13 protein-coding genes are annotated in these 13,174 nt (G+C 39.8%); all 13 read left to right on the top strand.

Going from position 1 to position 13,174, the window contains the following annotated elements:
- The first annotated feature begins 75 nt into the window (after positions 1-75).
- Positions 76-693 carry an outer membrane beta-barrel protein gene (locus tag IE080_RS18500; protein WP_189586382.1) on the top strand — a complete coding sequence of 206 codons (618 nt, stop codon included), beginning with the start codon at positions 76-78 and terminating at the stop codon, positions 691-693.
- 167 nt (positions 694-860) lie between these two features.
- Positions 861-3,107: a Tex family protein gene (locus IE080_RS18495; RefSeq protein ID WP_189586379.1), complete on the top strand. Its 2,247-nt coding sequence runs from the start codon at positions 861-863 to the stop codon at positions 3,105-3,107.
- 190 nt (positions 3,108-3,297) lie between these two features.
- Entirely contained in the window at positions 3,298-5,325 is a 2,028-nt protein-coding gene (locus tag IE080_RS18490) for a tetratricopeptide repeat-containing sensor histidine kinase (RefSeq protein ID WP_189586375.1), read from the top strand.
- 197 nt (positions 5,326-5,522) lie between these two features.
- Positions 5,523-6,149 (top strand): response regulator, encoded by a 627-nt coding sequence (locus IE080_RS18485; RefSeq protein ID WP_189586372.1) that lies wholly within the window; start codon positions 5,523-5,525, stop codon positions 6,147-6,149.
- Positions 6,150-6,232: 83 nt separating this feature from the next.
- Entirely contained in the window at positions 6,233-7,063 is an 831-nt protein-coding gene (locus IE080_RS18480) for a helix-turn-helix domain-containing protein (RefSeq protein WP_189586370.1), read from the top strand.
- 193 nt (positions 7,064-7,256) lie between these two features.
- Positions 7,257-7,946 carry a hypothetical protein gene (locus IE080_RS18475; protein WP_189586367.1) on the top strand — a complete coding sequence of 230 codons (690 nt, stop codon included), beginning with the start codon at positions 7,257-7,259 and terminating at the stop codon, positions 7,944-7,946.
- 112 nt (positions 7,947-8,058) lie between these two features.
- Positions 8,059-9,609, top strand: a complete 1,551-nt coding sequence (locus IE080_RS18470; RefSeq protein WP_189586364.1) for a hypothetical protein — start codon at positions 8,059-8,061, stop codon at positions 9,607-9,609.
- Between the two features lie 12 nt (positions 9,610-9,621).
- Positions 9,622-10,248 (top strand): YceI family protein, encoded by a 627-nt coding sequence (locus IE080_RS19665; protein ID WP_189586361.1) that lies wholly within the window; start codon positions 9,622-9,624, stop codon positions 10,246-10,248.
- Between the two features lie 337 nt (positions 10,249-10,585).
- Entirely contained in the window at positions 10,586-11,476 is an 891-nt protein-coding gene (locus IE080_RS18460; RefSeq protein WP_189586360.1) for a hypothetical protein, read from the top strand.
- A 56-nt stretch (positions 11,477-11,532) separates the two neighbouring features.
- On the top strand, positions 11,533-11,718 hold the full coding sequence (locus IE080_RS19765; protein ID WP_189586440.1) for an agmatine deiminase family protein: 186 nt from the start codon (positions 11,533-11,535) through the stop codon (positions 11,716-11,718).
- On the top strand, positions 11,663-11,989 hold the full coding sequence (locus tag IE080_RS19580; RefSeq protein WP_229800734.1) for a hypothetical protein: 327 nt from the start codon (positions 11,663-11,665) through the stop codon (positions 11,987-11,989). The genes IE080_RS19765 and IE080_RS19580 overlap by 56 nt, the downstream gene beginning before the upstream one ends.
- Before the next feature lie 185 nt (positions 11,990-12,174).
- Positions 12,175-12,519, top strand: coding sequence for a helix-turn-helix domain-containing protein (locus tag IE080_RS18445; RefSeq protein ID WP_189586357.1), 345 nt, complete (start codon positions 12,175-12,177; stop codon positions 12,517-12,519).
- A partial coding sequence (locus IE080_RS18440; protein WP_189586354.1) for a type II toxin-antitoxin system HipA family toxin occupies positions 12,513-13,174 on the top strand: 662 nt, incomplete at its 3' end. The genes IE080_RS18445 and IE080_RS18440, both read left to right, overlap by 7 nt.

The raw sequence follows: 13,174 nt of genomic DNA, 5'->3' as shown, positions 1-13,174 counted from the left end.
TCAAAAAAATCTTTTTTGGAACAAGATTTTAAATAGCATTCATTAATCAGTATCTTATTTTATCGCCTTAGCATTATGAAAAAACACTTACTACTGCTCGGAATTCTTTTTTTTCTTTTGTTGGAAAGTAAGGCCCAAAATCTAGAAATTACTCCTTTTACAGGTTACACATTCAATCACAGCTTGCCAATAGTTGGAGGAAGAGCTACTTTAGGAGGAGGGCAAGCGTGGGGAGGTATGCTAGGCTTTCAACTCAATGATTTTACGGAAGTGGAAGTCTTATATAGTTGGCAAGGAGGTACGAGTACTGCAAGGTCAACAGCCATTCAATCGAATGTGAATACTAGAACCAATGCAAACTATATCATGATAGGAGGGAATAGGTTGTTTCCCGTTAGCTCTCAGATGGCATTTTTCTCTGGTTTGAAAGCAGGTGCCGGTATTTTAGCATTTCCTGATGGAGATTTCCGTGATATTTCAAGATTCGCTGTGGGTCTCAATGGAGGGATGAAGTATTTTGTATCGGATAATATTGGTATTCGGTTGCAGGCAAATTTGATGATGCCTATCTCCAATGTAGGAGCAAATTTATGGTGGAGTCCAGGAGGAGGGACTCAAGTTGGGGTAAGTGGCTGGTCCTCTGTGGTTCAATTTGGGTTTACAGGCGGGTTGATTTTCCGATTGGCCAATTGATTTCATTTTAAAATGATTTTATAGTCCCTTTTAGAGAGTAAAGCCTAAAAGGGACTTTTTTTTACAGATAGTCAGGTTTTTACTTTTAATGTTTATGATTTTCAAATAAGATATTTTGAGAGACCTTAAGTCCTCTGTACTTTGCAGCCCGTTTGAAAATTGAACCTATGAATACAAACCATTTTCTTATAGTTGCCGGAGAGCTTCAAATTAAAGTAAAGCAAGTCACTGATACCATTGAATTGTTGGACGAGGGTGCTACCGTACCATTTATTTCCCGGTATAGAAAAGAAGTGACAGGAAGTTTGGATGAAGTGCAGGTGGCAGCAATCCGTGACCGCATGCAACAACTGCGCGAGTTGGATAAACGAAGAGAAGCTGTTCTCAAGTCCATTCAAGAGCAAGGAAAGTTGACAGAAGAACTGGAAAAGAAAATTCAGGCTGCCGAGACGATGGCAGTTTTGGAGGATTTGTATCTACCCTATAAGCCTAAAAGAAGAACCAAGGCAACGATTGCCAAAGAAAAAGGTCTGGAGCCTTTGGCTGATTTGATTTTTACGCAGGATTCCATTGACCTAGAAGCTGAAGCTTTAAATTATATTTCGGAGGAAAAGGAAGTGGCATCAGTAGATGAGGCCTTACAAGGAGCTCGCGATATCATTGCCGAACGTGTAAATGAACATGTAGCGCTAAGGAAAAAAATGCGTGATCTCTTTATCAATGAGGGAACATTTACCTGTAAAGTCATTCCCGGAAAAGAAGAGGAAGCTGCCAAATACAAGGATTATTTTGACTGGTCAGAGCCGATCAAAACAGCTCCTTCACATAGAGTCCTGGCTATGAGAAGGGGTGAAAAGGAATTGTTTTTGATGTTGGACTCCTGTCCTGAGGAGTTTTCGGCGATTGCTTTGATGGAGGAGATAATTCTTGAAAATGCTGCAAATTCATCTGTTGATCAGGTGAGATTGGCTATTAAAGATTGCTATAAGCGTTTGATGAAGCCTTCTATGGAAACAGAAGTGCGATTGTATACCAAAAAGAAGGCGGATGAAGAGGCTATTAAGGTATTTGCCGAAAACTTGCGTCAGCTGCTTTTGGCAGCGCCTTTGGGAGAAAAATCAGTGATGGCCATCGATCCAGGGTTCCGGACAGGCTGTAAAACAGTTTGCCTAGGTCCACAAGGGCAAGTGTTGAGTTATGATGCGATTTTCCCGAATGAGCCCCAGCGAAAACTAGCTGAGGCAGGTGCTACGGTGAGGCATTTGGTTGAGAAATTTAAAATTGAGGCTATTGCCATTGGAAATGGTACTGCAAGCAGGGAGACGGAAGCTTTTGTAAAATCATTAGGACTGCCTAAGCATGTTATTGTGACGATGGTTAATGAAAGTGGAGCTTCCATTTATTCTGCTTCAGACGTGGCACGAGAGGAATTCCCAGATTTTGATTTGACTGTTAGAGGAGCTGTGTCTATTGGGAGAAGATTGATGGACCCTTTGGCTGAGTTGGTGAAGATTGATGCAAAATCTATAGGGGTAGGTCAGTATCAGCATGACGTAGATCAATCTGCTTTAAAAAACTCCTTGGACGATACGGTGATGAGTTGTGTGAATGGAGTAGGAGTGGAAGTAAATACGGCTTCTAAGCAGTTGTTGACGTATGTTTCTGGTTTAGGATCTGTTTTGGCACAAAACATTGTAAATTATAGGAATGAAAATGGTCCATTTAAGAGTCGAAGTGAAATAAAAAAGGTACCTCGTTTGGGAGACAAGGCATTTGAACAGGCTGCCGGGTTTTTGAGAATACGGAATGCCAAAAATCCCTTAGATGCATCTGCGGTTCACCCGGAGCGGTATGCCTTGGTAGAGCAAATGGCAGCTGATTTAGGTGTGAAAGTAGTAGATTTGATGGCGTCGGAGGAAATCCGTTCCAAAATAAATCTAAAAAATTATGTATCTGATAATGTAGGTTTGCCGACTTTGCAGGATATTTTGGAGGAATTATCCAAGCCGGGTAGAGACCCTAGAGAGACTTTTGAGGTATTTAATTTTCAAGAGGGTGTCAATGAAATTACGGATCTGAAAGTAGGAATGAAGTTACCAGGTATTGTTACCAATATTACGAAATTTGGAGCATTTGTAGATATAGGGGTTCATCAAGATGGACTTGTTCATTTAAGTCATTTGGCAGACCGCTTTATCAAAGATCCAACAGAAGTGGTAAGTGTCAGCCAAAAGGTAGAGGTGACTGTGATGGAGGTGGATAAAGCTAGAAAAAGAATTGGTTTGAGTATGAAATCGGATCCTTTTGGAGAACGAGGTAAACCCAGTCAAAAGTCACAGCCAAAGAAGGAAAAAGTAGAAGAGTCGGGAGATTTCGCTTCTAAATTGGCGCTTCTAAAAGGGAAGTTTAGATAATCTCTACTTTTGCTGATTTTAATTTTCCCTAATACACATTAAGTAATTGATAGTCTGTTGATTTATCCGGAAAGGGGAAGTCAGCAGACTTTTTTATTTTTCTCCTAGATGGCTAAGGAAGTTTTTGGATATCAATTTTTTATTTTTTAAATAAATGATTTAATTTTAATGACGAAAACCCTTTTTAGTTATGAAAAATTCTGTCGTTTTCTTGATTTGCCTTTTTTTATGGGTTTCTAATCCTGATCAACTTGTTGCCCAGCAGGCATTAATTGATAGCCTTCAGAATATTATCAGTAAAAACAACCAAGATACCTTGCATCTTAAAGCATTAGTAAATTTGGGTATAGCACTAGAACGTACAAATCTCCAACAGTCCAAAGCCAATTTTCTTGCAGCTTTGGCTATGAAAAATAATCCTGATTTTAATAGACTGAAAGCTACAGCTGCTATTAGGTTAGCAGGGAACTATTCAGCAACAGGTAGTTTGGATTCTGCTAATTATTATTTTGAAAAAGCAGAGTCAATAATCAAGTCATATCCAAGTGATCACAAGCTTGCATATAACCTTTATAGTGGTTTAGGAATTCATTTTAATAGAATTGGAAAGGCTGATTTAGCATTGGACAATTACAAAAAAGCTTCTGTACTTGACCCGTCATTGATTGGTCTTGATAATGTGGCAGGTCTTTACATTAATATGGCCAATGTTTATCAAAGTTTGGATGATCAAAAATTAAGGGTGGAGTCAGCGTACAAGGCATTAGAGATTTTTGAAAAAACTCAAAATAAGACAGGATTATCCTTTGTATATAACTTACTTGGAAGCATTAACTATCAGCTTAAAAATTATAGTGAATCAGAGAAGTATTTTCTGAGCTCTTTGGAGTATAGAAAGTTGCTGAATGACAGAAGGGGAGAGGCAGTAGTTTTGTCAAACATTGGAAATATTTATACAGATAGAGGTTCTTACGATCAAGCCATCGAGTTTTTTATCCAGGCTAGCGAGATTAATGAGTCCTTGGGACTTAAAGATCAAAAGGGTATAGCATTGATCAATCTGGGTAAGACTTATGAAAAAATGGGGGATTATCAAAAAGCTTTGGGTCAATTTAAAGAAGCGCAAAAGATTTTGAATGAGGCGGGGATATCCAAAATGGATGCATTATTACTAACAGATATTGGAAAAGTTCAAAGAATGCTCTCGATGGATCAAGAGTCCTATGCCAACCTATTGAAATCCTCTCAACTTGCTGAAAGTGAAAAGCAGTATTTTGATGCAATTACAGCCTTCAAAAACTTAAAGGAATATTATCAAGAAAAGGGGAGATATCAAGAAGCATTGATGGCACAGACCAAAGAATATACTTATCGAGATTCGGTAGGTATGGAAGCTTTACGTGCACAACTTAAAGAATTTGAGTCCAAGTATGCTTTGGATCTGAAAGAAAATGAAATTAATCTTTTAAAAGCCGAGAAAGAATTGGATAAATTAGAATTGTCCAGACGTAAAGCCAATCAAAATTTGATTATGGCCATCTTTTTCTTTTTGATTCTTTTGGCGGGTATTTTAGTCAATAAATATCGTATCGTAGGCAAAACCAAGCGGCTGTTGGAGGTAGAACGCCTCCGTAATGCGATCGCAAGAGATTTACATGATGATTTGGGTAGCACCCTTTCCAGCATTCATATACTGTCCCAAATGGCCTTGCAAAGGGAAACGAATGGTAGCAATCCTGTTTTTTCAAAAATCAATACTCAAACTGCCACCATGATGGATAAGCTCAGTGATATTGTATGGTCTATTCATCCTGATAATGATAACCTCGATCAATTGTTAAGCAAAATGCAGGAATTTGCAGCTGAGATGTTAGAGCCCAAAGAAATCACCTATGAATTTGAAGTCAGCGAAGGGGCGAAGGAAATCAAATTGGACCTAGAGAAACGAAGAAACTTATTTTTAATATTCAAAGAGGCTTTAAATAATGCTGCCAAATACGCCGATAGCCAACATTTGGATATTCGCTTGACAGTACAAGGAGGAAAATTAAATCTGTTGATCAAAGATGATGGAAAAGGCTTCGATCAAACGTTGATAAAAAAAGGAAATGGGTTGTTCAATATGCAGCAAAGAGCACAAATGATGGGAGGGAATATGGTAATCGAAAGTTTTCCGGAAATAGGGACTTCTATTCAACTTAGTGCTCCAATTGCTTAGCTAGATATCACATGATTAGGGGATTTATTTTTTGAAAGCAAAATTGGATATTTAATGCTTAGAATTGATATTGATGGATATTTTTTGATATTGAATAGATATTGCACTAGGATCAACTATGTTAATGACAATATCTATGCATATCCAATATCTACAAATATCTTTTTTGAAACACAAAAACTAATTTAGGGAAAGTAATGATCAAAGTACTCTTATACGAAGATAATGACCTCCTCCGTGAAAGTATCAGTTGTATGCTTCAAATCATGGAGGGTATGGAATTGTTGGGGGCATTTGACCATGCCAATAATGTAGAGGCAGAAGTGAAAGTTCATCGTCCAGATTTGATATTGATGGATATTGATATGCCTGGAAGAAATGGTATAGATGCTACACGTCTGGTGAAAAAACTATTTCCCGAGGTTTATATTCTTATCATGACGGTATTTGATGATTCCGATAATGTACTCAATGCCATCAAAGTAGGTGCATCGGGGTATTTACTGAAAAAACATATAGCCAATCGGTTGTTTGATGCTGTGGAGGAAATCTTGGAAGGAGGAGCGCCAATGTCGCCTGCAGTGGCCAAGTTGGTTATTCAGTCTATGCAGCGGCCCCAGCAACTCACAGATTATGGGTTAACAGAGCGTGAAAAAGATATCTTGGTTTCTTTAAGCAAAGGGAATAGTTTTAAATTGATAGCGGCTGATTGTAAGATCAGTATCGATACCGTGCGCACACACATCAAGCGGATTTATGAAAAACTTCAGGTCCATTGTCAAACGGAAGCTGTTTCTAAAGCTATTAATGAGGGGTTGGTTTAAGCCTTTGGTTTCTATCTCAAATTCTTGGGTTGAATTTTTGGTCTTTTTCCTAGTTTGTCATTTATCTAAAATAAAAATCAATAATGATTAGGTATAAAATTTTCGATCCCCATCCACTTTTGGCAACTTTTGTCCAAAGTATTTTTGTGGTGGATCATGTTTTTGAGTCTGGCGAAGGGGAGATTGTTGGTCAGTATCCACCTACGCCCCAAAACTGTATTTTCCTGTATATCAGGGAAAAGTTTAAAGCAAGAAAAGTCACCGAAGATAAATTTATCGAAAGGTCAAAAGCGGTAATAGTAGGGCCACAGCTTACTCGCATGGAATTGACTGTGAATGCTGATTATAGGGTTGCGGTGATAGGTTTCCATCCAGGTGGGCTTTTTAGATTGCTAGGGATGCCCATGGAAGAGATTTTTGATGATGGATTTGATGGTCTGGAGTTATTGGGGAATGATATCAATGATTTGGTGGAGCGTTGTGCTCAAGTCGAATCATTTGATACAACATGTGAATTCATAGAGAATTACTTGCTTGGGAAATTGAGTAGAGTCAAAGAACTGTTGCCAATCGATAGAGCCCTAAATGAAATGATTCAGTATCAAGGCCTTATTCCCATCACACAGGTAGCGGACAATGCCTGCTTGAGCTTGAGACAGTTTGAAAGAAAGTGTAAAGAAAGGGTTGGCTTTTCCCCAAAAGTTTATGCCCGTCTGATCCGCTTTTCCAATGCATACAGACTTTTTGAAAAATCCGAAGTGCCAAATTGGTCAGAAATTGCTTATCAATCAGGTTATTATGACCAAATGCATTTTATCAAAGACTTTAAAGAATTTGCTGGAATCACACCTACGATGATGGAAGAGGAATTGAAAAGAAAACCGTTGCGATTTCAGACGGCAATAAGATTCTAGAAGCGAGAGATTAGAAACGAGACACTCCATCTTTTTCCAATTCTCTTTTTTTCTTAATTCATGCCTCTTGATTTTAATATCTCGCTTCTCGTCTCTCGCTTCTCCTTCAACATGTCGTTTTCTTACTATACATTATATGGTTCAGACTTTAGGTTTGTACAGTAAATATTTTAAAACCTAAATTCTTAAAGTCATGTATAGAATTAAAAATTATTTGTCCATCAAACTTTTCGTAGGGATATCCTTTTTGTTTTTGGCTTGCGCCAATAATGATGCTGAGCCGGTATTGTCTGAGCTTGAAAAAGCAAGATTAGAGTATGAACGGATGAAAGCTAATCCAGCTTTTATCGAGTTGGCGTTCCCTGCAGATGACCCTGGCCCTCCTTTTTATGCAAGAATTGCAGTTCTGGGCCCAGACGCTTTACTAATGGAATCAAATGGAAGAGTGGTGATTCCGATGATGCGTCAGGTTGAATGCATTGATCCCGAATTTAATCTGCTGGATTTATATCATGTTCCAAATGGATTTTTTTGTCCATTGACATTAGCAGGAAAAGGTTTAATTGAACCGGATGCTCCTATGGGAACTTTTCCTGCCATTGCTTATGGAGGAGGAACAAATATGCCTGTTTGGTTTGTGGATAAAAATCTTTTGGCGACGGCCATGGCTGATGGTATTTTGACTCTTCCTGAATTGCAAGGGCTAAATCCCTTGAAAGGAATGGCTTCCCGCTACGAAGAATATAATAAGCCAAGGTCTGAGGAAGACTATTTGTTGGTGATTGAATCGGAAGGAACGATACCGGCTACCAATCAGCGATTTGAGTATAAGGTGATTTCCAGAACTAAGGCAAGACAGGATGTTGAATTGAGGATTTGGTAACAGAGACCTGGCAGGTTTTGAAAACCTGCCAGGTCTTATCCCATGATTAGGGTATTGTGGTAGGTATCCGAAAGCAGTAACTTGTCTAAGTAATTGATAATAAAGCATCCAAATGAAAATCAAAAAATGGCTTTCTAATCTTCCCATGTGGCTCTATGGCTGTATGTTGTTGCCCCTATTGGCTTTTGGATTGAGTAAGCAAGGAACATCTTACTTTTCTGTTTTGGATATCCCTCGTATCTGGACGGATGAAGCCATGAAGGATTGGGAGTTGCCAAATTCAAATCCAGCGTATTCGGCACAGCCTGTTACGGAGGAATTCTATTACAATCTTCCAGAAAGGGTCATCTATAAAACATATCCTGTGTACCATCCAGACCACGAGCCTGAGGGGTATTGGGACTGGTTGCACGAGCAGGAAGCAGAAATTGTATTTGATGAAAGTAACCTGATTACGGAGGAAGATTGGATCAAAGCGGGGGAGTTGCTCTTTGATTATCCAATCGATACTTTGGGAGCAGTTATCAATATCCAACATGTGCGTAACCCTGAGTTTTATTCCAGTACAGGCATGCCTTTAACACCTGAAGGAATTATGCCGTTTGCACAGTGGGTAGTAGCTGGAAAAGGCAAGGTTTATTTGGGCAATCTTTCTTGCGCGATGTGTCACACGAGGGTGATGGACGATGGCAGTTTATTGAAAGGGGCTCAAGGAAACTGGCCGGGAGATAAAGCCTTTGCCTTTGCATTAGAATCCGATGGAGTTTCTGAAACAGGTGTACAAGGGATTACAAATATCCTTTTCGGAAGTGCTTTTGTAGAAGGTGATCCTCATGGGAAATTGATGGCCAGTGGAAGAGAAAGTATTTTGGAAGCCTATAAGGCAGTTCCAGAAGGAGCTTTTGGTAGACAAGGAACAAGTATCTTATATCCACCCCAAGCTCCAAACTTGATTGGCGTAAAAGACCGAAAGTACCTTGATCATGGTGGTTTAGGACAACACAGAAATATAGAAGACATGATGCGCTACATCGCTATGAATCAAGCGCTTGATTTCTTAAATTTTTATGGGGACTATAATTCACTGGGCTTGACCAAAGAACGTTTGAACAATGGTCAGCCCATTTTTTTTCCTGGAACTTATGATCGGCACTCAGAGGCTCAATTATATGCGATTGCTAAATATGTTTATTCATTGACACCACCGGAAAATCCTTATAAACCATCAGCTGTCAGTGAGCGGGGTAAGATCATTTTTGCGGAACAAGGTTGCGTGACCTGTCATACCCCGCCACTATTTACAAACAACAAATTGACTCCGGCTGATGGGTTTGAGGTGCCTGATGCACATTATGACAAGTATGACATCTTTGATATTTCTGTGGGTACAGATCCAGGTTATACCCTGAAGACAAGGAGAGGAACAGGCTATTACAAAATCCCGTCTTTATTGGGTTTGTGGTACAGAGGGCCATTCCTGCATGATGCTTCCTTGGCCAAATTGGAGGATTTGTTTGATCCGACCCGGTTGAAAGATGATTATGTGCCCACGGCATTCAAACCGCACGATGTCAAGACCAAAGCGGTCAAGGGACATGAATTTGGGATGGAGTTGAATGAAATGGACAAGAAGGCGTTGATTGCTTATTTGTTGACGCTTTAAACATTGATATTGATGGATATTGGATATTTAAATATTGTTGTAGCCCCGTGGCGATCGTCGCGTAATCATTGCGATCGTTGCGAGAACCCAGCTTTCAGAAATGAAAAGTGCAATCTTTGGAGAGAGCTAAAGTTTATAGCTTTACTCCTTTTTTTATTCTTCCCTCTCTTTCTTTCAGCACAGACATTTAAACCTGAAAACCCTATCCAATTCAAAATCAAAAATGCAGGGATAACTGTGGACGGAACGATCTCGGACTGGGAAGTGGAGGTGGATTTTGATTCAAAGAAATTGGATCAATCGAGTATCCGAGGCAAAGCCAACCCGGAAAGTATCCAAACCGGAATCAAATTAAGAGATAAACATTTACATGGACGAGAGTACTTCCATATCCAAAAATTTCCTTCCATTAGTTTGGAATCAAAGTCTTTTAAGGCAAAAGGTAAGAACGCTTTTGTCGGGATATTTGAATTGCAGATCCGGGATGTGAAAAGGGAAGTTGAGATCCCATTTACTTTGTCCCAAACAGGAAAGCAGCAGAAGTTTAAGGGTGAGTTTGTGATTGACCGTTTGGATTTTGGCTTGGGGGAGAAGAGTTTGGTTCTTTCTGACGAGGTGAGAATATTTGTGGAATTTTAGAATTTGTAGCAGAGGGGTTCACGCAACGACCGCAACAGGGGAAACGCAACGGTCGCCACGGAAAAGAACTCTATAATACATAGTGCTCGTAGGGTTCATCGTTGCGCACGTTGCGTGAACTTTTTTTAAAAAAAGCCTTAAACAACTGAATCTTCAGCAGGAATGATTTTATCCAGTTCATAACTTTCTGATTTTGTTCTTCTTCAAGATCACAATCATCCTGTAAAACCGGTTTATCACATGATTGGGGTATTTTTGATTGCTGTTTATTTGACTAGTTTTAGGGGAATTAACTTGCGTTAACCCTTTAATTTTGAGTCCTTTTAAATACGTGATCATGAAAATTAAGTTTTTGATACTCTATGTGGGTTTGCTGGGATTTTGTGCCTTAAGCCAAGCCCAGGATAAGCCTTTGCTTACAGAATGGAGAATTGGTGAATCGGCTGTTTTTTACAGTCAAGACCAAGAAGTTTCTGCCCAGTTTTCAGGTGAAATCTGCAGTGAAGCCAACAGTTTTTTCCAAAAAACTTTGGAGGATTTGGAAGTTGAATTCAAGATCTATGTGCTTTCTGAAGAGGATTGGCCACATTACACTGACCCAAATTTGATTTACGGAATGCCTCACTTTATACCTAACGAAAAAAGATTAGTGGTAGCGGCAGAGGATAATATATTTTGGAGGATGCAGCTCCCAGATTTCCCATCATTATCATCTCCGTATAAAGAGCTTTTTCCAATGACTTATAGTCTAAATGATGAAGTGAGTAGCAGGTACTTTTTTGATTTATTGCCTGTCCACGAACTCGGGCATGCCTGGGCTTCAAAAGCAGGTCTAAATACCCAAAGAAACTGGCTTTCAGAGATAATGTGTAACCTGATGCTACATACCTTTATCGCTGAAGAAAGGGGGGAATTCCTAGGAGCATTAGAGCTATTACCCATGTATTGGTCCAACGAAGACCAATCCGATTATAGCTTTAGAACCCTTGAACAGTTTCAAGACAATTATTGGGAAATAGGAACGCAGTCCCCTCGGAATTATGCCTGGTATCAGTACAGGTTTCACAATGCGGCAAGGAAGCTTTACAATGAAGGAGGCGCTGATGTCTTGATTAATCTTTGGTCCTTTCTCTCGAGTAATCAGGAGACTTTGGAAGATGAAGCCTTATTAGAAGGTTTGCGTGATGAGGTTCATCCTTATTTTGAAGAATTATGGAATGAGTGGTAAAAATTTTTTCACGCAACGAACGCAAAGATAAAACGCAACGAGCGCAAAGTTGATCAATAAAACGTCGCTGCGATCGTTGCGATTCACTGCGCACTCTGCGAGAACAAAAAAAAATATCAAATTATGAAAAAGCTTTTCCCGGACGTGAAATTGTTTTCGTTGATGCCATGCCACTGAATTGGCAGGGTGGAGGCATTCATTGCAGTACACAGCAGGAACCCAAAAGGAGGGGATTGGAGTAAAGCAGGGCTTACATCATACTTTCTTGAAAAACTATTTTCTAAAAATGCTTTTTGTAAAAACTATTTTATCAATCAAGTGAGTGCTGTCCATCATGTTACTAGTCCAAAGTTTGGGGACTTCATGATGGATGTTGCTTATGTTTTTGAGGTAGGGGGATTTAGCAAAACCACTGATCAAATCCAAGGTATTCCTAATGCATACCTTGCCCTAGATATCGAAAGTGAGAATGGCAAAAGAATTCCTTTGTGGCTATTTGGCATGTTATACTGATTGTATGTCATCTGCATACATCCAATATATGACTTATTGATTCATTATTTTGAATGAAATATCATTCATAAATATATAAAAATCGTATTAATGAATGAAAAAACATTCAAAATGTATTTTTTGTTAAAATAAGAATTTGTATTTTTGTATGAAAAATAAGTCGTAGTAGCTTAATTTGTACTATAATGAGTGATTTTTCATACATATCATACTTAAGTGATGGAGCGCTTCTCAAAAAAGTAGGTGGCTTTATCAAGTCCCGCAGGATTGAGCAGAACCTCACGCAAGACGAGGTGGCTGAGCGGGCTGCTATCAGTCGGTCTACGCTTAGTTTGTTGGAGAGGGGAGAGAATATTGCGCTGACCAATCTATTAAAAATACTTCGGGTCTTGGATGCCCTGTATGTGTTGGAGCATTTTCAAGAAGTAAAGCCCATCAGTCCTATGCAGCTGGCCAAAGAAGACGAGGCCAAGTGGAAAAGAGCATCCAAAAGCAAGAAATCCCCACCTAAAGATGACCTGGGATGGTAAGGACGGCATTTGTCAAGCTCTGGGGACAGCGGATAGGGGCGGTGGTATGGGATGAACGTCAGGAATTGGCTTTTTTCGAATATGACCGCAGGTTTGCTTCCGGTAAGCTGGATATTTCACCAATACGGATGCCGCTTGGGAATCGTGTCTATGGCTTTCCTGAATTGAGGGGTAATGCTACATTCAAAGGGCTTCCCGGTTTGTTGGCAGACGCTCTACCAGATCGCTATGGAAATGAATTAATCAATGGTTGGCTCGCCCGTCATGGTAGGCCGGAAAATTCCCTGAATCCCGTGGAACTGCTTTGCTTCATAGGAAATAGGGGGATGGGCGCTTTGGAGTTTGAGCCTTCTACACTGCCAGTCCAAGAGCAAGGACAATTATTGGAACTATCAAGCCTTATTGAGACAACAAAAAAATTGTTGGAGAGCAGGGAGCAGTTTGAAACGCATACGGACCAAGCCATGCGCGATGTCATGCTAAACGTGTTAAAGATGGGGACTTCTGCGGGAGGAGCTAGACCCAAAGCCATCATTGCATATAATGAAGCCACCGGAATGATCCGTTCGGGGCAGACCTTGCAGGAGGTTGGATTTGAACATTGGTTGATCAAGTTTGACGGGGTCAATGACACACAATTTGGAGAGACCTTTGG

Origin of the sequence: Mongoliitalea lutea, from assembly GCF_014652135.1 — a bacterium.
Lineage (GTDB): Bacteria > Bacteroidota > Bacteroidia > Cytophagales > Cyclobacteriaceae > Mongoliitalea > Mongoliitalea lutea.
Note: the sequence above shows the minus strand (reverse complement) of the source record. Positions and strands in the feature narration are given on the sequence as shown.